Source organism: Comamonas testosteroni (assembly GCF_014076415.1).
In the GTDB taxonomy this organism is placed as follows: Bacteria; Pseudomonadota; Gammaproteobacteria; order Burkholderiales; family Burkholderiaceae_C; genus Comamonas; species Comamonas testosteroni_F.
The window spans coordinates 2,347,859-2,369,148 of record NZ_CP043568.1 but is presented as its reverse complement, the minus strand read 5'-3'; the positions used below and the strand labels follow the sequence as shown (position 1 = coordinate 2,369,148).

Here is a 21,290-nt window from a genome sequence, read left to right as displayed (position 1 = left end):
CCCCGCCCGGCTGCAGCCATGACCCAGCCGTTGACACAGATGTTCGTCCAGCAACGCCATCAGCTGAAGCTATGGCTGGCCATGTTGACGGCAGTGCTGCTGCTGTCCCTGACTCTGGCCATCACCTTGGGGCCGGTACGGATCGCCCCCGGGCAAGCCTGGCAGATCACGGCTTATGAGCTGGGTCAGCGCCTGGGCCTGGACTGGCCTTCGGGCAGCTGGAGCAGCGCCCAATACCAGATTGTCTGGCGTGTGCGCCTGCCGCGCGTATTGCTGGCTGCCCTGACCGGTGCAGGCCTCGCGCTGGTGGGCGTGGCCATGCAGGCCATGGTGCGCAATCCGCTGGCCGACCCCTATCTGCTGGGCGTTTCATCCGGTGCGTCGGTCGGGGCCGTGAGCGTGCTGGCCTTCGGCGCACTGGCATTTGCCGGCGAGCTGGCCTTGCCACTGGGAGCTTTCAGCGGTGCGCTGCTGGCCTGTGTGGCCGTGTACTTACTGGCCCATGCCAATGGAAGACTGCAGGCATCGCGACTCATTCTGGGTGGCGTGGCCATTGCCTACTGCCTGGGCGGCGTTACCAGCCTGATTGTGCTGACGGCCGATCAGCGCGAGCTGGCCAATTCCGTGCTGACCTGGACCCTGGGCAGCCTGGCAGGAACCCGCTGGCAGGAGCTGGGCCTGCCGGCCGCCCTGCTGGCGGCTGGCGTGGTCCTGCTGCTGGCACAGGCCCGCTCGCTCAATGCGCTGCTGGCAGGCGAAGAGACCGCCGCCACGCTCGGGGTGGACACCACCCGCACCAGGCGCTGGCTATTTGTCCTGGTCTCGATGGTAACGGGCGTGCTGGTGGCGCTGACAGGTCCGATCGGCTTTGTCGGCCTCATCGTGCCCCATGTCGCCCGCATGCTGGTCGGCTCCGAGCACCGGCGCGTGCTGCCTGTGGCAGCGCTCACAGGCGCCATCTTCCTGATCTGGGTCGATGTGTTCTCGCGCATCAGCTTCGCCCCCGCCGAAGTACCCGTGGGTGTCATCACCTCGCTGCTGGGCGGCCCATTCTTTGTCTGGATGCTGTGCCGCAAGAGCGTGCGGGAAAAGGACAATCCGTGAGTTCCGCACCCAGCTCTTCCTGCCTGCTGGAGGCCAGCCGCCTGCATTGGCAGACGGCGGCCGCCTCCATTGTCAAGGACATCAGCCTGCATATCCGGCATGGCGAACTGGTCGGCTTGCTCGGCCCCAACGGCAGCGGCAAGTCCACACTGCTGCGCATGATCTACCGCATGCTCAGGCCTGCGAGCGGTACGGTCTGCATAGACGGACAGGACGTCTGGCAGCGCAGCGCTCGCGACAATGCCCGCTCCATGGCGGTGCTGACCCAGGAAAACGCCAGCGAGTTCGATCTGCGCGTCTGCGATGTGGTGCTCATGGGTCGCACGCCGCACCAGAGATCTTTCGCCCGGGACAGCGAGCAAGACTTTCGCATCGTCGCCCAGTCCCTGGCCCAGGTCCAGGCCCAGTCGCTGGCACAGCGCATGTTCTCCACCCTGTCAGGTGGCGAGAAGCAGCGCGTGCTCATGGCCAGGGCATTGGCCCAGCAGACCAGGCTGCTGGTGCTGGACGAGCCCACCAATCACCTGGACGTACGCCACCAGTTCGAGCTGATGAACCTGATCCGCAGCCTGGGCCTGACCACGCTGGCCGCGCTGCACGAGCTGCCACTGGCTGCCCACTACTGCGACCGCCTGTACCTGCTCAAGGCAGGTGAACTGGTGGCACAGGGCACGCCGGCCCAGGTGCTGACCGAGCAGACCATTGCCGAAGTCTATGGAGTACGTGCCCAGGTACGCATCGCCGAGCGCAGCGGCAAACCGCTGATCGAGTTCATGCCGGACGAGTTGCTCTAAATCCCTCTGCGTTTCGCCCAGGGGCTGATAAACTCTCGCGGCGCCTTGATGGCGCTTCGTTTCGGAAGGTGCTCGCTTGAAGCGAGTGAAACGGGAACAAGGTCTGATCGCAAGCTCAGGAAGCCTTGGCTGCCCCCGCAACGGTAAACAGGTCAACACACTCATGCGAGCGCATCGGCGCTTGCAGCCACTGGACATGATCCGGCCCCTCGCCTCGCGACGGTCTGCATCTTCCGGGAAGGCGAGTCGTGAGTTCAGCAATGAATTGCCTGTGAGCCCGGAGACCGGCCTGCCGATGACTCAACTCCGCCCCTCTGGGCGGTCTTTACGAAAACTGTCTGCGGGGTGCGGATAGCGGCCAGAAAGTGGATTGCGTCATGCCTGAAAAAGGCGGACCTGTCTGCGGCACAGCTATCCCTTCAGGCAGTTTCGGCCTCGTGATATGTGCTCTCATCCACAAACCTCTGCTGCTCTTCATTCCGCCCTCAACTCCAAGCCTCAGCTGCGCCATCTAGGCAGCACCGCACTCAAGCTGCTTTTGCTCTGTCCCGCCGTCGGCATGGCCCAGCAGTCCCTGCCCGAAGTCACAGTGCGGGAAAACCGTCTGCCCTCGCATGAGCTGCAGACCAGCCAGCCGGCAACCACGGCGTCCCATGTGGATGTACCCGTGCTGGACCTTCCTGCCAGTGTCAGCGGCGTGTCTTCGCTGCAGATCGACGAGCGTGCTGACTACCGGGTCTCCGACGCCGTCACCCGCACCGTAGGCCTGAGCGCATCGGGCGCCCCTGGCAATGGCGGGCTGTCTTTTTCAAGTCGCGGCTTCAGTGGAGTGAACTCCATCGGCATTGCCGAGGACGGCATCATGCTGGGCGTGGCCTCGGGCACCGTCAACTATCCGGGCGACAGCTGGGGCTATGAGCGCATCGAAGTGCTGCGCGGCCCCGCATCGCTGATGTATGGCAGCGGCACCACAGGTGCCACCATGAACGCCATCCGCAAGCAGCCCAGCCGCGAGCGCTCCACCGAAGTGCTGCTGGGAGCAGGCAGCCACGGCAGGGCCTACGCCGGCATCGGCGCCAGTGGCGCACTGGGCGAGACCCTGAGCTACCGGCTCGATGCCTATGGCGACCGCACCGACGGCGAGCGCGAGCTGGGCAAGGCCAGCAGCGGCAAGCTGATGAGCGCACTGCGCTGGACGCCGCGCAGCGATCTGACCGTGGACCTGAGCGCCGACATCAGCCAGCAAAAGCCCGAGCGCTATTTCGGCACACCCGTGGTCGACGGGCAGATCGTCAGGGAGTTGCGCAAAAAGAATTACAACGTGCTCGATGCCATCGATCAGTTCAAGGACCAGCGTTTTCGCGCCAAGGCCCAATGGCGTGCCAGTGACACGCTGACAGTGCGCAACGAGCTCTATCACTTCAGGTCCGATCGCCACTGGAAGAATATCGAGGCTTACGACTACCAGCCGGCCACTGGCCAGGTGGGGCGATCCGACTATCTGGAAATCGGCCACGATGTGCAGCAGACGGGCAATCGCATGGGGCTAGACCTCAAGGCCGCCAGCCACCAGATCGCCATGGGCTGGGACATCTCCAACGCCCAGTTCACCAGCAGCAGCAACTCGCCCTACACCGGTCAGTCCACGGTTTCGGCCTTCGAGCCGCAGCATGGCTACTGGGACAGCCCCGACGCCTATCTGCCGCGCATGAACTCCAGCATCCGCCAGAATGCGCTGTATCTCGAAGATGCCTGGAAGATCAGCGAACAGTGGCTGCTGATGGCCGGCATGCGCCGCGACTGGTATGCCTTCTCGCGCAACAATATTCAGGACGGATCGGGTTTTGACAAGCCGCTGAACGGCACCTCCTGGCGCCTGGGCCTGACTCACAAGTTCGATGCACTCAGCAGCGCCTATGTGCAGACCAGCACCGGCCATGACCCCGTCACCAGCCTGCTGTCGATTGCCCAGTCGCAATCGGGCTTCAGCCTCAGCCAGGGCCGCCAGATCGAAGTCGGCTACAAGCAGCAGCTGCCCAATGGGCGTGGCGAATGGACCGTGGCGGCCTATCGCATCGTCAAGGACGACATCATCACCCGCGACCCCGATCGTCCGGCACTATCGGTTCAGGGCGGCAAGCAGTCGTCCAGGGGGCTGGAGCTGACCGGCCTCATCCATGCCAGCAAGACACTGCGCTTCGAAGGCAATCTGTCCTATGTGGATGCAAAGTTCGATCGTCTGCTCGAAGGCAGCAAGGGGGTGGACCGTACAGGCAACCGCCCCAGCAACGTGCCGCGCGTGACGGCCAACCTCTGGGGCCACTACCGCACCGGCCCATGGCAGGCTTCGCTGGGCCTGCGCTACGTGGGCGACCGCTTTTCCGACAACGCCAACACCACCCGCCTGCCCTCTTATGTAGTGACCGATGCCGTGCTGAGCTGGGATATGAACCCGCGCACCACGCTGCGTCTGGTGGGCCGCAACCTGACCAACCGCCTCTACGCCACATCGGCCCAAAGCAGCAATCAATGGTTGCTGGGGCGCGGCCGCAGCGTGGAGCTGTCCGCTGTGATGCGCTTCTGATGCTGCGCAGGCCTGTTGCCATGCAAGCTATTGGCTTGAATCGCCCCTGCGCCTCGGCGCTGCTGGCCGCCTCGCTGCTGCTGGCCGGTTGCGACAAAGCACCCGAGCCGCAGGCGGTTGCAGTATCGACGCGCCAGCATCGGCCAGCGCTGGAGTTGCCGGTGTGTGGGCAGACCGTGCGCTATGACAAGGTTCCCCAGCGCGCCGTCACCCACGACGTCAACATCACCGAGAGCTTTCTCTATCTGGGCCTGGGCCGGCGCCTGGTCGGCTACTCGGGCATCCCCTCCAGCAAGGAGATCAGCCCCCAGCTCAAGCCCTGGCTGCAGCGCCTGCCCGATCTTTCATCCCAGGGCCTGAATCTGGAGGTATTGCTGGGCGCCGAAGCCGACTTTGTCTTTGGCGGCTGGAGCTATGGCTTTCGCCAAGGTGCAGTGACCCCGGAGCGCCTGGCCAGCCACGGCATCGCCTCCTATGTGCTGTCCGAGTCCTGCATCCGCGTGCAAAAGCGCGAGCGCATCGCACTGGACGATGCATTGCTGGACATGGAGAACATCAGCCGCATATTTGGCGTCCTCCAGCAGACCCAGCCACGCATAGACAAGCTGCGGGCCTCCCAGGCCCTGCTGCGCCAGCAGATGCAAGGCAATCGCACGGCGCCGCGCGTCTTTGTCTACGACAGCGGCCAGGAGATTCCCGTCACCGTCGGCCACTTCGGCATGCCGCAAGCCATGCTGGACGAAGCCGGTGCCAGCAATATCTTTGCAGACCTGAGCCAGAACTGGCAGCGCGGCAACTGGGAAGACGTGATCGAGCGCGACCCCGAGTGGATCGTGATCATTGACTACGGCCAGCCCGATGCTCAGGGCAAGATCGACTTCCTGCTGCAAAAAAAGGAGCTTGAAGCGGTTTCCGCCATTCGCAATCGCCGGTTCTTCGTGATGAGCTATGCCGAGGCCACGCCCGGCCCGCGCAATATCGAAGCCGCGCAGCGCCTGGCAGCCGCCTTGCACCCCGAGCGCAAGATCAGCGTTCAGCGCGTGGAGTTTTCTGCAGGAGAGCTGCCGTGAAGGCATCCCTTGCCATGCAACAGCTCGCAGACGCACAGACAGCGGCGACGATGTCGCTGTCCATCATCCTGCTCAGCCGTGGCGGCGCATATAGCGCGGGCCTGACAGAGCTGAACGACCTGGCCGCACGGCTGGAAACGGCCATGACTGCTGCGGGCAAGCCTGTGCAGCAGGTGAGCACCGCCTATGTGGACCGCGCCCAGCCCACGCTGAACGAGGCGCTGGACCTGTGCGCCACCTCATGGACCATCCTGATCCTGCCCGTGATGGTGCCCGACGAGGCGTCGCTGCGCCGCTGGCTGCACAAGCTCATCATGCGCTGGCGTGCAGCACGTGATTCCTCACAGCCCTCACCGCGCCTGGTTTTTGGTCAGCCGCTGTTGCAGCTGCCCGGGCTGACCGAGCTACTGGCGCGGTCCGTGGAAGAAGCACTGCGCCAGCCCGATGTGCCCGAGGTGCTGGGCGACGATCCATGGGAGCACGACCCCAAAGGCTGGTCGCTGGTGCCCGAGCACCGCCATCATGTGCTGTGGTGCGTAGGCCCGCGCTGCGCTGCCAAGGGAGCGCTGCAGCTATGGCCCACGCTGACGCGCACGATACGCGAAACCCCGGGACTGAAAAGCCAGCTACAGCCGCTGCAGACCGGCTGCCAGTACCCCTGCAACCATGGTCCGCTGATGATCGTCTACCCCGATGGCGTCTGGTACGGTCCCATGGATGCCGACAGCATGCTGGCCACTCTCACGGGCCATGTGCTGCATGACCGCGTCAATGCGGAACGCCATGTCCACGGGCCGGTCGCCTTGAAGCGCCCCTGATTTCTCTTGCTTTCCTCTACCGGAGATAGATCCATGCAAACCACCAAGATCCCCGCCACCATCGTCACCGGCTTTCTCGGCAGCGGCAAGACCACGCTCATGCGCCATATCCTGGAACAGGCCAGGGGTCTGCGCGTGGCCGTCATCGTCAACGAGTTTGGCGAACTGGGCATTGACGGCGAAATCCTCAAGACCTGCGCCATAGGCTGCAAGGAAGAAGGCGGTGCCGATGGACAAATCTACGAGCTGGCCAACGGCTGCATGTGCTGCACCGTGCAGGAAGAGTTCTTCCCCGTCATGAAGGCCCTGGCCGAACGCCGCGCCGACATTGATGTGCTGCTGATCGAAACCAGTGGTCTGGCCCTGCCCAAACCCCTGGTCCAGGCCTTCCAGTGGCCCGACATTGCCAATGTCTTCACCGTCGATTCCGTGGTCACCGTGGTCGACACGCCCGCTGCGGCTGCCGGCCAGTTCGCCCATGATCCGCATGCCGTCGATGAACAGCGTCAGGCCGACCCCAATCTGGACCATGACGCCAGCCTGCATGAGCTGTTCGAAGACCAGCTCTCGGCCGCCGACCTGGTGGTGCTGTCCAAGGCCGATCTGGTCACGGCCGAACAGCTCGGCCAGGTCCGTGCCCTGGTGGCAGATGAAGTACCGGCCAGCGTGAAGATGATCGAAGCCGTGCAGGGCCAGGTGCCGCTGAACGTGCTGCTGGGCCAGCATCGCGCCGCCGAGCTGTCGATCGACGACAAGCACAGCCACCACGACCATGACGAAGACCACGACCACGATGCCTTCGACTCCCTGCACCTCGACCTGGGTGCCGTGGACCGCGAGCGCCTGATGCAGGCCCTGCAGTCCATCGTGGAGCAACATGGCGTGCTGCGCGTCAAGGGCTTTGCCGCTCTGCCGGGCAAGAAGATGCGTCTGCTGGTGCAAGGCGTGGGTCGCCGCTTCGATGCCTATTTCGACCGTGCCTGGGCCGAGGGCGAAGCTGCAGCCACGCGCCTGGTGTTCATCGGCAAGCAGCTGGACGCCGCCGTGCTGCGCCAGGCCTTGCTGGGCGCACAGGCATGAATCCAAGCAAAATCAGCCTCAATCGCTTTACTGGCAAGCGGATAAAGCTATCTTTTTGAATCATGCACCTGCTCAGCTCCCGCCCTGGCGGCTTTGTCGAAGACGACAGCATCATCACCCGTCTGGACCAGACGCCTGCCGATATGGTGGTGCTCAGTTCCGCCGACACCACGCTGTCGCTGCTGGCCGATGCCTACCGGATGTGGCTGCAGGCCGAGCCCCAGGCCACTGGGTCCGTGCCCACGCTGCGGCTCGCCAATCTGCTGCATCTGCGCCAGAGCGCCTCGCTCGATCTGTATATCGACGAGGTGCTGCAGCATGCCAGGCTGGTCATCGTCGACCACCTGGGAGCCGAGTCCACCTGGCCCTACGGCATCGAGCAGCTGCAAAAGCTGGCGCGCCGCAAGGGCCAGAAGCTGGCCATGTTCTCGGGCGACAACCAGGAAGACCCGGAGCTGCTGGCCAAGGGAACGCTGGAGCCCGAGCAAAGCCGCGCGCTGTGGCAATATCTGCGCGCTGGCGGCCTGGGCAATGCGCGCGAGTTCCTGCGCATGGCGGCAGCCTGGGGCCTGAACCAGGGCCGCGAGGGCGCGCCCGTGCGGGTTCTGCCCCCCGTGGCCGTGCATGTGCCACAAAGCTGGCTGGCTGACGATGCCGGGCATCTTGCGGGCCTCGACGACCTGCAGGCACGCTGGCAGCCCGGCGCCCCCGTCGCCATGTTGGTGTTCTACCGCTCGCATCTGCTGGCGGCCAATACCGAGGCCTTCGATGCCATGGCTAACGCCCTGCTCGCGCGCGGCCTGAACCCACTGCCGCTGGCTCTGGAGTCGCTCAAGGACGGGCTGTGTCTGCAGACGCTGCGCTCCCTGTGCATCGCCCACCAGGTGCAGATCATCCTCAACACCACGGCATTTGCCGCACTGGGAGAGCATGCGCGCACGGGTGAAGTGGCCGACGCGCTGGCGGGCGACATCCCGGTGCTGCAGGTGATTGCCAGCGGCAGCAACCGCGAAGACTGGTTGGCCGACAGCCAGGGCCTGCGCCCGCGCGACATTGCCATGCAGGTGGTGCTGCCCGAAATGGATGGCCGCATCATGACGCGCGCCATGAGCTTCAAGGGCCTGGCTCATCGCTGCGAGCTGACGCAAGCCGACGTGATCAGCTACCAGGCCGAGCCCGACCGCATTGCCTGGATTGCCGAGCTGGCCTGGCGCTGGTGTCGTCTGCGCAGCAAGCCCGCAGCGCAGAAGAAAGCCGCGCTGATACTGGCCAACTACCCGGGCAGCGAGGCGCGCATGGGCAGCGGCGTGGGCCTCGATACGCCGGAATCCGTGATCGCCCTGCTGGATCAGCTGTCAGTTGACGGCTGGCAGCTGGGCGATGCCGCTGCGCGACCCGACTCCGGTCTGGCTCTGATGGGCCTGCTGCAGCAAGGCATTGCCAACGACCCCAAAAAATGGCCTCTGCGTCCCGCGAGCCAGGGCTATTCGCTGCAGGCCTATCAACAGCGCCTGGCAAAGCTGCCCGGCGATATGGCCCAGGCCATAGCCGAGCGCTGGGGTGCGCCCGAGCAGGACCCCATGCTGCGCGATGGCTGGTTCATGATTGCCGGCCTGCAGCTGGGCCATGTCTTCGTGGGCATACAACCCGCGCGCACGCTCGATGGACGCAATGACTACACCAGCTATCACGACGCCGAGCTGGTGCCGCCCCATCACTACCTGGCGTTCTACTTCTGGCTGCGCGATGTGTTCGGCGTGGACGCCATGGTCCATGTGGGCAAGCACGGCAATCTGGAATGGCTGCCAGGCAAGAGCCTCGCACTGTCGCAGCAATGCTGGCCCGATGCCATCCTCGGCCCGCTGCCGCATATCTATCCTTTCATCGTCAACGACCCCGGTGAGGGAGCACAGGCAAAGCGCCGCAGCCAGGCTGTCATCATCGACCATCTGATGCCGCCGCTCACGCGCGCCGAGAATCACGGCCCCATGCAGGAGCTGGAACGCCTGGTGGACGAATACTACGAAGCCTTGCTGGTCGATCTGCGCCGCTCCGGCCTGTTGCGCAAGCAGATTCTGGACTGCGCCAGACGCCAGGATCTGCTGCGCGAACTCGGCCTCGAAGCGGCGGACGCGCAGCCCGATGCCGACGAGCAACTGCTGGAGCGCATCGATGCCTATCTGTGCGAACTCAAGGAAACCCAGATCCGCGATGGCCTGCATATCTTCGGCAGCTCCCCCCAAGGTCAGTTGCGTGAATCCACCCTGGTCTCACTGGCGCGCTATCCCGGCAATGCCGGCAGCGAGCAGGGCCTGCTCAGCGCACTGGCAGCCGACCTGCTGCCGGCCATGGACTGGAACCCCCTGGACATGGACGCCGCAGCCCCCTGGAACGGCCCGCGCCCGGCCGAGCTGCAGCAGCAGGATGCCGGCAGTTGGCGCCACGGCGGCGATACGCGCGAGCGGCTCGAGTTGCTGGCCCTGCAGGTCATTGCCCGGCCCGAGCTGGCCCGCGACTGGCCGCACACCCAGGAGGTGCTCAGACGCATAGAGCAGCAGATTGCACCGTCACTGGACGCCTGCGGCCCGCAGGAGCTGCGGCAGTTCTCGCGTGCACTGCAAGGGCGCTTTGTGCCGCCCGGGCCCAGCGGCTCGCCCTCGCGCGGGCGCTGCGACACCTTGCCCACAGGGCGCAACTTCTACACCGTGGACACCCGCGCCATCCCCACCCAGACCGCCTGGGCGCTGGGACAACAGTCCGCTCAGCGCGTGCTGGAGCGCTATCTGCAGGAACATGGCGAATATCCGCAGGCCATCGGTCTTTCCGTCTGGGGAACGGCCACCATGCGTACCGGGGGTGACGATATCGCCCAGGCCTTTGCCCTGATCGGGGTTCGCCCCAAATGGGCGGCCGGCAGCCAGCGCGTGACCGACTTTGAAGTCATTCCCGCCGTGGGGCTGCGTCGCCCGCGTGTCGACGTGACGCTGCGCATCAGCGGTTTTTTCCGCGATGCCTTTCCCAATGTCGTGCAGATGTTCGATGCCGCAGTACGTGCCGTGGCCGAACTCGATGAGGACGCCGAGGACAACCCTATCCGCGCCCGCATGCTGCGTGACACGCAAACCGCAATGGACCAGGGCCTGAGCGCCGACGCGGCCCGCGAACAGGCGCTGTGGCGCGTTTTCGGTGCGCCCACCGGCAGCTATGGAGCCAGCATGCATGAGATGCTGCGTACCGGCCAGTGGACCGACGCGGGCGACTTTGCACGCCACTATCTGCACTGGGGAGCCTACGCCTACGGCCAGCAGGCCGATGGCGTGCCGGCCCGCGCCGCGCTGGAGCGGCGTCTGCAGGCACTCGATGTGGTGCTGCAGAACCAGGACAGCCGCGAGCATGACCTGCTGGACTCCAGCGAGTACTACCAGCATCAGGGCGGGATGGTAGCAGCCGTGCGCCATCTGGGCGGCAGCGACCCTGCCATCTACCATGGCGACCATGGCAATCCTCAGTCTGCCAGGATTCGCTCCCTGGCCGAGGAGATCGGCCGCGTGGTGCGCGCCCGCGTCACCAACCCCAAGTGGATTGCGGGCGCCATGCGCCACGGCTACAAGGGCGCCTTCGAAATGGCGGCCACGGTGGACTATCTGTTCGGCTTCGATGCCACCACCGCGCTGGTTTCGGACCAGCATTACGCCATGGTCACCCAGGCCTATGTGGAGGATGAGAACGTGCGCCAGTTTCTGCGCCAGCACAATCCACAGGCGCTGGGCGATATCGTCTCGCGCCTGCTGGAAGCCATAGACCGCGGCATGTGGGAGCAGCCCGGCGAACATCACCAGAGCCTGCTGGCCCAGATGCTGGAGCACGAAGAATTCATGGAAGGACAGGTTTCCCAATGAGCCCGAACCACGATCTGCCCCCCGTATTCCCACTCTCTGCCATACAGGGACAGCCCACCCTGGTACAGGCCCTGTTGCTGGCCGCTATCGAGCCCCAGCTGGGCGGCGTGCTGATTCGAGGTCCGCGCGGCACGGCAAAGTCCACGGCGGCCCGTGCACTGGCGGATCTGCTGGCACCTGCGCCTTTCGTCACCCTGCCGCTAGGTGCCTCCATCGAGCATGTGACCGGCAGTCTGGACTTGTCCAAGGCGCTCTCTGGCCACGAAGTGGACTTCGCTCCGGGTCTGATCGCCAAGGCGCACGATGGCGTGCTCTATGTCGATGAAATCAATCTGCTGCCCGATGCCATCGTCGATGTGTTGCTTGATGTGGCAGCCTCCGGCATCAATCGCATAGAGCGCGACGGCATCTCGCACAGCCATGCCGCGCGCTTTTTGCTGATCGGCACCATGAACCCCGAAGAAGGCATGCTGCGACCACAGTTGCTGGACCGGCTGGGCCTGTGCGTGCAACTGGACAATGCCAATGATCCGCAACTGCGCAGCAGCATTGTCAGGGCCAGGCTGCGCTTTGATCAGGACCCCCAGGGCTTTGCCCGATCTCATGCAACCGAGCAACAGGAGATTCGCCAAAGGCTGGCGCAGGCCCGCAGCCGTTGTCGCAATGCCTCGGAGCTGGCATGGAGTGATGACGTCCACGAGGCCGTGGCCCTGCAGTGCATTGCCGCCCAGGTCGACGGGCTGCGGGCCGACCTGGTCATGCTGCGCGCTGCACGCGCCCTGGCGGCCTGGCAAGGCAGTCAGAGCATCACGCCAGCCCATGTGGCCGAAGTCGCGCCACTGGTGCTGCAGCATCGCGCTGCCCAGCCAGACCCGGGCAGCGCCAGTCAGCCCCGGCAGACACCGGCCAGCACACCACCAGCCGCGCCCGCAGCCCAATCCGGCAGGGACAGCAAAGACCGCGTAGAGCCTGGTACCCAGGTGCCAGCATCCCATTCGCCGGCCATCGGCGAGCCCGGCGCCACCAGCTCCTTGCCTCAAGACACAGGTCCGGGCCTCGAACAGCCGCCTGCCGGCTGGGGGCAAGCTCGGGCCGTGAGCAGCGTCGCATTTGAGGCTCAACAGGCCGACGCCATGGCGCAGGCAGCCCTGGAGGCCCTGGCCGCAAAAAAAGCCCGAGCCTCCGGTCCGCTGCGCTGAGCGCCGGCCGGAGGCAAGTCGGCTCAGAAAACCATGGCCTGGCCCTGGCCAGCCACGCCGCACCCAGCATCCTCAAGATGCCAGGGGCATCGATTGACTGGACTGCTACCCTGCGCCAGCGCCAAGGTCAGCCGCTGGCCTCCGCACATCTGCGCTGGCGCCAGCCGGAGGGAGCTGTACCCAGGCAACACCTGTTCCTGCTGGACTGCTCGGCCTCCATGGTGGAGAGCGGTGCGTTTGCCCAGGCCAAGGGTCTGCTGCTGCAGTGGCTGCGCCGGGCCTATCTGCAGCGCGAATCCGTGGCCCTGCTCTGCTTCGGCGCAGGTCGGCTGCACTGGCTGCTGGAGCCCGCGAGGGCGCCACGCTGGAATGCCGATCTGATCGAGCCGCTGCGCGGCGGTGGCGGCACGCCGCTGACCCAGGCCCTGCAGGCAGGCTGGCAGATGGCGGCCAGACACTCCCGGCAACCGTCCTGCCTGTGGCTGATCAGCGACTTCCGCAGCCCCGATGTGCTGCAGCTGGAGCGCGGTCCCGTACCTGCCTTGACACAGATTCTGGTGGACTGTGAAACCGCTGCGGGCCAGAGCAGACGTCTGTTTGGCGGCGCCGAGCGACTGGCAAAGGTCTGGCCGGACACCCTGCGACTGCCGCTGAAATTCGCCCAATAAATGCCCCCGACCCTCTAACAGACAAGCGCCAATAGCCATCTATTTTGATAATCATCAAACAGGGCATCACTGCGGCCCGCCTGCTCGCCTGATCGATATACGGTCACCGTACAGACAGCAGGAAAGCTACTGCCAAGCCGATGAATTTGGCCGGGTGCATCAGGTTATCGCGTAAGATCGCGCCACCACAGGTGCCTCATGGCGTGCTTTTGCACGCGGAGGTGAAACGAGAAGCAGGTGGATGGAGTTCTCCCATCAATCCTGCACTGCACCCGCAACGGTAATCAGAGATATGGAGATGCAAGCTCTGGCCCACGGCCATGGCAGCCACTGCGAAAGCGGGAAGGCGCATCGATATGCCACCCTCAGGTGGGCTCTGTAAGTCCGGAGACCGGCCTGATGTGTACAAGACGCAGCGGGATTGCATGTGGCTTGTGATATGTCCGTGCCTGCGCGCGGCTCATCACCTCTTCATTTTCCCTCTGCACATTTTGTTTGTCTGGCCCGGGTTTCGGCCAAACCGACCGTGAATGACCTATGTTGCATGGAATTTGCCATTCAGATTTGTCCCTGTGGGTCGGCGGCGCGCTGACCGCACTGTGTGGAGCAGAGCTTGTCCAGCCCTGAGCCCATCCAGATTCGTGGCTGGTGTCCCAGCACCTGGAAGCCCATGCAGGCACAGGACGGCTGGATCGTGCGCGTGCGACCTCGCTGTGCGTCTCTCACCGCCGCTCAGTGGCTGGTACTGGCCGAACTCGCACGAACCCATGCCTCGGGCCAGATCGAGTTGACCCGCCTCGGCAATCTGCAACTGCGCGGCGTGCACGAATCGGCTCTGCCTGCCTTGCGCGCAGCGCTCGTTGTTTCCAGGCTGGCCCCTGCCGATGAGCAGGCAGATCTGGCGCCTGCCGTGCATTGCACTCCGTTCTATACAAGAGGAGATCGCACCCATGCACTGGCTCTGGCGCTTTGCGGTGCAACTGCGCGTGACCTCAGTCCCCTGGCCCTGCAACAGCAGAACATGCCGGCCCTGCCCGGCAAATTCGACATGCTGGTCGACGATCCGCAGTGCCATCTCCGAAGCCTGAGCTCCGACCTTCAACTATGGGCCTGCGCCGATGGAGGCTATGGACTTGCCCTGGGCCAATCGGAAGACTGGTATGGCTTTGAGACTGCACCGGCTGCCGTGCAGGCAGCCATACAGATTGCCCTGTGGTTTGCCCGCGAGCGCAGTGCGCAGGCGGCAGGCCGATTGCGCGGCCTTGCCAAGCCTATCGACCTTCATGCCTGCGGACTCGCCAAGGCCAGTCATCACCTTGAGCCCCGCACTCCGGACAGGAGCGCTGCCAGGCCGTTGCGGCCCGGAGCGCTCAATCCTCACGGCCTGCTGCTCGGCGCCCCCTTGGGACGCCTGGACGCATGGGCCATACAGAAGCTGGCGGCTCTCATGCCCGAACAAGCGGAGATCCGGGTCACGCCCTGGAAATCCTTGCTGCTGCCGAACAAGCACCTGGATTCACTGCCTGCCAGGCTCGATGCCAGGGACTGGATCAGCCAGTCTGCGGATGTGCGCCTGCGGGTCTCGGCCTGCACCGGTGCCCCCAACTGCCCTCAGGCCCATATCCCGGCCCAGCCCATGGCCTTGCAATTCGCCAGCTCACAGGCGGCGGACCGGCATCTTCATATCAGCGGCTGCGCCAAGCTCTGTGCCCTGACTGCCGATGCGACAAGTGTGGTGTTTGCCAGCCAGGACACAACGGGCCAGATATGGCTCCACGCCAGCCCCGCCGAAGCGCAGCCGTCGGCCCGGGCATCCATTCCCTATCGGCCTCTGAACTCCGATCCTCACGAGATACAGCAACAACTCAATGACCTACAACTATGAAAAGTGCGGTGAAGAGATTTACCGGCAATCGTTCAGCATCATCCGCCGAGAGGCCGATCTCAAGCGCTTCAACCCCGTGGAAGAGCGGGTCGCCTGCCGCATGATTCACGCGGCCGGCATGGTGGAACTGGCCGCACATATCCATTTCTCCCCGACCTTTGCCGAAGCAGCGGAAGCCGCGCTGCAGCGCGGAGCACCCGTGCTCTGCGATGCACGCATGGTCAGCGAGGGGATCACGCGCAAGCGCCTGTCGGCCCGGAACCCCATCATCTGCACCCTGCAAGACCCGCGTGTGCCAGCGCTGGCAGCCGACATGGGCAACACCCGCAGCGCCGCTGCGCTGGAGCTGTGGCGCGAGCATCTGGACGGCGCCGTGGTCGCCATAGGCAATGCGCCGACGGCCCTGTTTCATCTGCTCCATATGCTGCAGGACCCGGGCTGTCCGCGCCCGGCCGCCATCGTCGGCTGCCCGGTCGGCTTTGTGGGAGCTGCGGAGTCCAAGGACGCGCTGCGCGAATGGGGGCAGATTCCGTTTGCCATCGTGCAAGGACGCCTCGGCGGATCCGCCATCACGGTTGCCGCCATCAACGCACTGGCAACCACGGTGGAGTAGGAAGAGTCACCATGAATCACGGAAAAATCTTCTGCGTGGGACTGGGTCCCGGCGATCCCGACATGATGAGCGTGAAGGCCGACCGCTTGCTGAGAAACGCCCGTCATGTGGCCTACTTCCGCAAGCGCGGTCACCCGGGCAAGGCGCGGCAACTGGTCAATGGCCTTCTGCATGCCGAGGTCACGGAGTACCCGATGGAGTACCCCCTGACCACGGAGATTCCGCACGACGACCCGCGCTACATCGCCCAGCTGTCCAGCTTCTATCAGGACTGGCAGGCCCGGCTGACGGAGCTGACGCGCAGCGAGGATGTGATCGTGCTCTGCGAAGGCGATCCATTCTTCTACGGCTCCTTCATGCATCTCTATGTGCGCCTGCGCCAGGCGCAACAGGTGACGGTGGAGGTGCTGCCCGGCATACCCGGCATGGTGGGCTGCTGGCATGCCACCGGCATTCCCATGACCTGGGGCGACGATGTGATGAGCGTGCTGCCCGCGACCCTGCCCGATACGCCGCTGCGCGAGCATATGGCGCGCTCGGACGCACTGGTCATCATGAAGGTGGGACGGCATCTGGGCCGCATCCGTGCACTGCTGGACGAGCAAGGCAAGCTGGAGCGCGCCTGGCTGGTCATCAACGGCACCATGAGCGATCAGCAGGTCATGCCGCTGCGCGATGCACCCGAGCGCTGCCCCTATTTCGCCATCATCGTCGTGCACGGCCAGGGCCGCCGCCCGGCAAACGACATGTGATCGCGCTGTCATGAGCACGACCACAATGCCTCCACAACTCCTGGTGCTGGGCCTGGGCCCGGGCGATGATGCCCTGCTGACGCAGCAGGTGCGCGAAAGCATTGCCAGCGCCAGCGATGCATTCGGCTACTTTCCCTATGTGGCGCGGCTGCAGGGTCTGGAACATCTGCAACTGCACGCCAGCGACAACCGCGAGGAGCTGGAGCGTGCGCGCAATGCCTTGAATCTTGCAGCCCAGGGCCGCAAGGTGCTGATGCTCTCGTCGGGCGACCCGGGCGTATTCGCCATGGCCAGTGCCGTGTTCGAGACGCTGGAGCAGGCCAGCCCCGAGGAGCATGCCCGCTGGCAGAGCGTGGACGTTCAGGTGCAGCCGGGCATCACCGCCATGCTGGCCGCGGCAGCGCGTCTGGGCGCCCCCTTGGGACATGACTTCTGCACCATCAACCTGTCCGACAACCTCAAACCCGCCAGCATCATCGAGCGCCGCATCCGTCTGGCCGCCCAGGCCGATTTCGCCATGGCGTTCTACAACCCCTGCTCTCGGTCACGCCCGCAAGGCTTTTCCCGGGCACTGCAGGTGCTGCAGCAGGAGTGCGAGCCCGAGCGCCTGATCTGCTTTGCCCGCAACGTCAGTCGCCCCGATGAAACGCTGCAGATCGTGCGGCTGCTGGATGCACAAGCCGATATGGCCGATATGCGCACGGTGGTGATCGTGGGCAACAGCCAGACCCGCCAGGTGGGCAAGCATGTCTATACCCCGCGCAGCTATGAGACAAGCAGCAGCGCTACCTCTGCCGTGACAGACCATGCCTGAGCGCACACAAGGCCTTGCCGGGTACAGCTGCTCAGCAGCACTGCCGGCGCAGCCACTCCATGGCCTGCTGCGGGCATTGGCACTGGGCGCGCGGCGCCAGCACAGGCCTGTCGACCATGATGACCGGAATACCCAGCTGCCGCGCGGCCTCGATCTTGGCATAGGTATCTGCGCCACCGGCGTTCTTGCTGACGATGCAGTCGATGCGGTACTGCCCGAGCAGCACCAGTTCGTCGGCGAGCCGAAACGGACCGCGCGCCACGATCAGCTCATAGCTGGATGCCGGCAAAGGCAAGGCGCCGCCTTCCCGGTCGATGACGCGCAGCACAAACTGGTGCTCGCCGGCCAGGCCCGCAAACGCCGCCAGCTGCTTGCGCCCTATGGCCAGAAACACCCGCTTGAGCATGGGGCTCAGGATCTTGGCGGCAGCCGCCATATCCGGCACATGCCGCCATTGATCGCCGGGCTGTGCCTGCCAGGCTGGCCGCTCCATGGACAGCAAGGGCAGATCCAGTTGGGCACAGGCCGCGATGGCATTGGCACTCATCTGTGCCGCGAACGGGTGGGTGGCGTCGATGACATGGGTGATGTGATGCGCACTCAGGTAATCGACCAGCCCCTGCACGCCGCCAAAGCCGCCTACACGCACCGGCAAAGCCGGAGTACGGCGCGTCTGGGTGGCTCCGGCATAGGAATAGATGGCTTGCACCCCGGCCTCATGCAGCAGCGTGGACAACATATAGGCATCGAAAGTGCCGCCTAACAGGAGAACTTGGGTCATGGCCAATCCGTGGCTTTCAATTATCGGAATTCATCCGTCAGGGCTGGAAGGCCTGAGCCCCGCAGCGCGACAAGCCCTGGATGATGCCAGTGTTGTGTTCGGCAGTCCGCGTCATCTGGCGCTGGCGCAGGCAGGAGCGCGTGGCAGAGCGTGGCCGATCCCCTTCAGCGTCGAGCCCGTGCTGCAACTGCGCGGACAGCAAGGCGTGGCCGTGCTGGTGTCCGGCGATCCGTTTCACTTCGGTGCCGGTGCATCGCTGGCCAGACGCCTGGAACTGGGCGAGTGGCGCAACTACCCTCAAGCCTCGACATTTTCCTGGGTTGCAGGCGAGCTGGGCTGGTCCCAGGAGCGCACCCATTGTCTGGGCCTTCATGCCCGCAGCCTGAGCAGCCTGACGCCTCTGCTGGCGCCTCAAGAGCGCTTTATCTGCCTGTTGCGTGATGGAACGGCCGCTCACACTCTGGCTCAATGGCTGCAGCAACAGGGCTGGGGCGACAGCCCGCTGTGGCTGGTGGAGCAGGCAGGCAGCAATCAGCAGGACATACGCAGCGGCACGGTGCGCGAACTGGCCGCCCTGTTGGCAAGCCAGCCAGCCAAGGCCCCTGTGACTGCGGCTTTCGAAGCGCGCGGCGAAAAAGGTCTGTCCAGGGTACCAGGCAGGCCCGTCAGTGAGTTTGCACATGACGGGCAGATCACCAAGAGCCCGGTGCGGGCCATGACGCTGGCTGCGCTGGCTCCGCGCCAAGGCGAGTGGCTCTGGGATCTGGGTGCGGGCTCGGGCTCGGTCGCCATCGAGTGGTGTCTGGCTGGCGGTCAGGCCATCTGCGTGGAGCAGCACGCCGCGCGTGTGGCCAATATTGCGCAGAACGCTGAGCGCTATGCGGCAGCGATCGAAGTGGTTCACGACCATGCCCTGGCAGCCCTGCCCCGTCTGCAGCCAGAGCCTCAGGCCGTTTTTGTCGGCGGTGGCTTCAGCGCGGAGCTGTTCAATGCCCTGCACATGCGTCTTTCCGGACCTTGGCGGCTGGTGGTGAATGCCGTGGCGCTGCACACTCAGGCACTGCTGCTGGAGCTGCACCGCACGCATGGTGGCCAGTTGTATCAGCTGCAATGGAGCGAAGCACAGAGCCTGGGCAGCATGCATTCCTGGTCCCCGGCCCGCCCCCTGGTGCAGTGGGTCTGGAGCAGTCAATGAGATATTTGTTCGCAGGCTGGGGCTTTCAGGCCGGCGCTCTGCCCCAATCATTCGAAAGCTGCTGGACCCAGGCCCAGCAGAGGCTAGAGAGCGCTGATTCAGCGCCCTGCCGCTGGACCTTTGCTTTCCTGGCCAGCAGGAGCCAGACCTCAGCGGCGAGCGCCTTGCAGGATTGGGCGAGCCAGATTCCGGGCCATATCGACTGGAAGAGCTTTGCAGAAAGCGCGATTGCTCATATCGCCACACCATCCCATTCCGCAAGATTGCAGCAGCGCTTTGCCACGGGCAGCGTTGCAGAAGCCCTGGCCCTGCACGCCGGCACCGTCCTGGCCCATAGCCGACTGCTGGTGCTGCGCACCGTTTCGGCAGACCGACGTGCGACGCTGGCGATTGCCGGCTTGCCGCTGCCCACACCATTTATCCCTGGAGTTTTGCCTTGACCGTTCATTTCATCGGAGCCGGCCCCGGTGCGGCCGACCTCATCACCGTTCGCGGGCGTGATCTGCTGGCTGCCTCGCCTGTGTGTCTATATGCAGGCTCGCTGGTACCCAGCGAGTTGCTGGCGCACTGCCCTGCGGGTGCCCGTCTCGTCAACACCGCCCCCATGTCGCTGGAAGACATCGTGGCAGAAATCCAGACCGCACATGAGCAAGGGCTGGATGTTGTCCGCCTGCATTCCGGTGACCTGAGCATCTGGTCCGCCATGGGTGAGCAGTTGCGCGCCCTGCGCGAGCTGAACATCCCCTACACCGTCACGCCGGGTGTCCCCGCTTTCAGCGCAGCGGCCGCTGCTCTGGAAGCGGAACTGACTTTGCCTGGCTCCTGCCAATCGGTGGTGCTGACACGTACCTCGGGCCGGGCGTCGAGCATGCCCGACGGCGAAACCCTGGCCGCCTTCGCGGCGACCGGCGCCGTGCTGGCCATTCATCTGTCGGTCCATGTGGCCGAGCAGGTGCAGCAGGAACTCACCAGCCATTACGGCCCCGATTGCCCTGCAGCCATTGTCTGGCGCGCCTCATGGCCGGACGAGCAATTGGTGCGCACCCGCGTGGGAGATATCGCCAGCACAGCCCAATCCAATCCGCTGCAGCGCAGCGCACTGATTCTGGTCGGGGCCACACTGAGCCAGCAGGATTTCGGCAGCAGCCGGCTCTATGCCAATGACTACGATCGCCGCTATCGGCCGCGCGGCGACGAACCGCGTTTTCCGTGCGGAACCGAGGGCGCCTGATGCTGGAGCTATTCCTGATCGGCATCGGCACCGGCAACCCCGATCACCTCACCCGGGAAGCCGAGAAAGCGATTCGCAGCGCCGACCTGGTTCTGCTGCCACACAAGGAGGACAGCAAGGCGGAGCTGGCCCAGGTCCGCCTGTCGCTGCTGCAAAGCCTGGCCGTAGACGAGCGCCGAATTGCTCACTTCGACATGCCGCAACGCCGTCAGCAGGGATCGGACTACGACCAGCAGGTGGATGAGTGGCACGACGCCATTGCCCGGCGCTGGCAAGTCAGTCTTCAGGACCGTCTTCCTGAGCGCTCGGGGCGTGTGGCCCTGCTTGTCTGGGGCGACCCGGCCCTCTACGACAGCACGCTGCGCATTGCCTCGCGTCTGGGCCTGGCCCGCGAACAGGTACGCGTCGTGCCCGGCATCACATCCATGCAGGTGCTGTGCAGTGCCCACGGCATTGCACTCAATGACATCGGCGAGCCCTTTCTGATCACCACCGGTCGCCAGTTGCGCGAAAACGGCTGGCCATCCGGGGTGAATACCCTGGTCGTGATGCTCGATGGCCAACGCAGCTATGAACAGCTGAAAGACACCGATGTCGACATCTACTGGGGCGCCTATCTGGGCATGCCCCAGCAATTGCTCATGCATGGCCGGCTTTGCGACATCGCGCCAGACATCACCAGAAGGCGCGCCCAGGCCCGCGAGCAAAATGGCTGGATCATGGACATCTACCTGCTGCGCAGGGTTGCGGCACCCTGACCCAAGGCCGCCAAGGCGCATCAGTCGCCTGGCAGGTACACCGGA

At 64.8% G+C, this 21,290-nt stretch carries 18 protein-coding genes and 2 riboswitches; of the genes, 17 read left to right on the top strand and 1 reads right to left on the bottom strand.

The window, feature by feature from the left end; translation table 11 throughout:
• Positions 1-39: 39 nt before the first annotated feature.
• The 13 genes from F0P97_RS10800 (at position 40) to cobJ (ending at position 17,280) form a co-directional block, all read left to right on the top strand.
• Entirely contained in the window at positions 40-1,104 is a 1,065-nt protein-coding gene (locus tag F0P97_RS10800) for a FecCD family ABC transporter permease (protein ID WP_182287172.1), read from the top strand.
• Positions 1,101-1,898, top strand: coding sequence for an ABC transporter ATP-binding protein (locus F0P97_RS10795; RefSeq protein ID WP_182286706.1), 798 nt, complete (start codon positions 1,101-1,103; stop codon positions 1,896-1,898). The genes F0P97_RS10800 and F0P97_RS10795 overlap by 4 nt, the downstream gene beginning before the upstream one ends.
• Positions 1,899-1,947: 49 nt before the next feature.
• A riboswitch (cobalamin riboswitch) is annotated at positions 1,948-2,206 on the top strand.
• A gap of 251 nt (positions 2,207-2,457) precedes the next feature.
• The gene (locus F0P97_RS10790) at positions 2,458-4,482 is read left to right on the top strand and encodes a TonB-dependent receptor (protein WP_232538198.1); all 2,025 of its coding nucleotides are present in this window, start codon (positions 2,458-2,460) and stop codon (positions 4,480-4,482) included.
• A complete protein-coding gene (locus tag F0P97_RS10785; protein ID WP_182286704.1) occupies positions 4,482-5,552 on the top strand; it encodes an ABC transporter substrate-binding protein in 1,071 nt (356 codons plus the stop codon). The genes F0P97_RS10790 and F0P97_RS10785 overlap by 1 nt, the downstream gene beginning before the upstream one ends.
• Positions 5,549-6,370 carry a (2Fe-2S) ferredoxin domain-containing protein gene (locus F0P97_RS10780; RefSeq protein WP_232538196.1) on the top strand — a complete coding sequence of 274 codons (822 nt, stop codon included), beginning with the start codon at positions 5,549-5,551 and terminating at the stop codon, positions 6,368-6,370. The genes F0P97_RS10785 and F0P97_RS10780 overlap by 4 nt, the downstream gene beginning before the upstream one ends.
• 33 nt (positions 6,371-6,403) lie before the next feature.
• Positions 6,404-7,450 (top strand): cobalamin biosynthesis protein CobW, encoded by a 1,047-nt coding sequence (gene cobW, locus F0P97_RS10775; protein ID WP_182286703.1) that lies wholly within the window; start codon positions 6,404-6,406, stop codon positions 7,448-7,450.
• A 62-nt stretch (positions 7,451-7,512) separates the two neighbouring features.
• Positions 7,513-11,349 (top strand): cobaltochelatase subunit CobN, encoded by a 3,837-nt coding sequence (gene cobN, locus F0P97_RS10770; protein ID WP_182286702.1) that lies wholly within the window; start codon positions 7,513-7,515, stop codon positions 11,347-11,349.
• Positions 11,346-12,548: an ATP-binding protein gene (locus tag F0P97_RS10765; protein WP_182286701.1), complete on the top strand. Its 1,203-nt coding sequence runs from the start codon at positions 11,346-11,348 to the stop codon at positions 12,546-12,548. The genes cobN and F0P97_RS10765 overlap by 4 nt, the downstream gene beginning before the upstream one ends.
• 77 nt (positions 12,549-12,625) lie before the next feature.
• Positions 12,626-13,216, top strand: a complete 591-nt coding sequence (locus F0P97_RS10760; RefSeq protein ID WP_182286700.1) for a vWA domain-containing protein — start codon at positions 12,626-12,628, stop codon at positions 13,214-13,216.
• A gap of 172 nt (positions 13,217-13,388) precedes the next feature.
• A riboswitch (cobalamin riboswitch) is annotated at positions 13,389-13,631 on the top strand.
• 198 nt (positions 13,632-13,829) lie between these two features.
• On the top strand, positions 13,830-15,101 hold the full coding sequence (locus tag F0P97_RS10755; RefSeq protein ID WP_232538195.1) for a nitrite reductase: 1,272 nt from the start codon (positions 13,830-13,832) through the stop codon (positions 15,099-15,101).
• Positions 15,085-15,714 (top strand): precorrin-8X methylmutase, encoded by a 630-nt coding sequence (locus tag F0P97_RS10750; RefSeq protein ID WP_182286699.1) that lies wholly within the window; start codon positions 15,085-15,087, stop codon positions 15,712-15,714. The genes F0P97_RS10755 and F0P97_RS10750 overlap by 17 nt, the downstream gene beginning before the upstream one ends.
• 11 nt (positions 15,715-15,725) lie before the next feature.
• Entirely contained in the window at positions 15,726-16,466 is a 741-nt protein-coding gene (gene cobI / locus F0P97_RS10745) for a precorrin-2 C(20)-methyltransferase (RefSeq protein ID WP_182286698.1), read from the top strand.
• A 25-nt stretch (positions 16,467-16,491) separates the two neighbouring features.
• Entirely contained in the window at positions 16,492-17,280 is a 789-nt protein-coding gene (gene cobJ, locus F0P97_RS10740) for a precorrin-3B C(17)-methyltransferase (protein ID WP_182286697.1), read from the top strand.
• 31 nt (positions 17,281-17,311) lie between these two features.
• On the opposite strand, the gene F0P97_RS10735 is transcribed toward cobJ, so the two are convergent.
• Positions 17,312-18,067: a cobalt-precorrin-6A reductase gene (locus F0P97_RS10735; RefSeq protein ID WP_198424713.1), complete on the bottom strand. Its 756-nt coding sequence runs from the start codon at positions 18,065-18,067 to the stop codon at positions 17,312-17,314.
• Here F0P97_RS10735 and cbiT point away from each other — a divergent pair.
• From cbiT to cobF, 4 genes are read left to right on the top strand one after another with little or no spacing between them, the layout of a single operon-like run.
• Positions 18,060-19,256, top strand: coding sequence for a precorrin-6Y C5,15-methyltransferase (decarboxylating) subunit CbiT (cbiT, locus tag F0P97_RS10730; RefSeq protein ID WP_182286695.1), 1,197 nt, complete (start codon positions 18,060-18,062; stop codon positions 19,254-19,256). The genes F0P97_RS10735 and cbiT overlap by 8 nt on opposite strands.
• Positions 19,253-19,696 carry a cobalamin biosynthesis protein gene (locus F0P97_RS10725; RefSeq protein ID WP_182286694.1) on the top strand — a complete coding sequence of 148 codons (444 nt, stop codon included), beginning with the start codon at positions 19,253-19,255 and terminating at the stop codon, positions 19,694-19,696. The genes cbiT and F0P97_RS10725 overlap by 4 nt, the downstream gene beginning before the upstream one ends.
• A complete protein-coding gene (gene cobM, locus F0P97_RS10720; RefSeq protein ID WP_182286693.1) occupies positions 19,693-20,487 on the top strand; it encodes a precorrin-4 C(11)-methyltransferase in 795 nt (264 codons plus the stop codon). The genes F0P97_RS10725 and cobM overlap by 4 nt, the downstream gene beginning before the upstream one ends.
• On the top strand, positions 20,487-21,245 hold the full coding sequence (gene cobF / locus F0P97_RS10715) for a precorrin-6A synthase (deacetylating) (protein ID WP_182286692.1): 759 nt from the start codon (positions 20,487-20,489) through the stop codon (positions 21,243-21,245). Before cobM ends, cobF begins: the two co-directional genes overlap by 1 nt.
• The last annotated feature ends 45 nt before the right edge of the window (positions 21,246-21,290 follow it).

What these genes read in the sequence shown, in the direction of transcription:
- cbiT (WP_182286695.1), top strand. Translation starts at nt 18,060, where the DNA reads ATGGCCAATCCGTGGCTTTCAATTATCGGAATTCATCCGTCAGGGCTG.
- cobW (WP_182286703.1), top strand. Translation starts at nt 6,404, where the DNA reads ATGCAAACCACCAAGATCCCCGCCACCATCGTCACCGGCTTTCTCGGC.
- F0P97_RS10785 (WP_182286704.1), top strand. Translation starts at nt 4,482, where the DNA reads ATGCTGCGCAGGCCTGTTGCCATGCAAGCTATTGGCTTGAATCGCCCC.
- cobF (WP_182286692.1), top strand. Translation starts at nt 20,487, where the DNA reads ATGCTGGAGCTATTCCTGATCGGCATCGGCACCGGCAACCCCGATCAC.
- F0P97_RS10765 (WP_182286701.1), top strand. Translation starts at nt 11,346, where the DNA reads ATGAGCCCGAACCACGATCTGCCCCCCGTATTCCCACTCTCTGCCATA.
- F0P97_RS10750 (WP_182286699.1), top strand. Translation starts at nt 15,085, where the DNA reads ATGACCTACAACTATGAAAAGTGCGGTGAAGAGATTTACCGGCAATCG.
- F0P97_RS10790 (WP_232538198.1), top strand. Translation starts at nt 2,458, where the DNA reads ATGGCCCAGCAGTCCCTGCCCGAAGTCACAGTGCGGGAAAACCGTCTG.
- cobJ (WP_182286697.1), top strand. Translation starts at nt 16,492, where the DNA reads ATGCCTCCACAACTCCTGGTGCTGGGCCTGGGCCCGGGCGATGATGCC.
- cobN (WP_182286702.1), top strand. Translation starts at nt 7,513, where the DNA reads ATGCACCTGCTCAGCTCCCGCCCTGGCGGCTTTGTCGAAGACGACAGC.
- F0P97_RS10725 (WP_182286694.1), top strand. Translation starts at nt 19,253, where the DNA reads ATGAGATATTTGTTCGCAGGCTGGGGCTTTCAGGCCGGCGCTCTGCCC.
- F0P97_RS10760 (WP_182286700.1), top strand. Translation starts at nt 12,626, where the DNA reads ATGCCAGGGGCATCGATTGACTGGACTGCTACCCTGCGCCAGCGCCAA.
- cobI (WP_182286698.1), top strand. Translation starts at nt 15,726, where the DNA reads ATGAATCACGGAAAAATCTTCTGCGTGGGACTGGGTCCCGGCGATCCC.
- F0P97_RS10800 (WP_182287172.1), top strand. Translation starts at nt 40, where the DNA reads ATGTTCGTCCAGCAACGCCATCAGCTGAAGCTATGGCTGGCCATGTTG.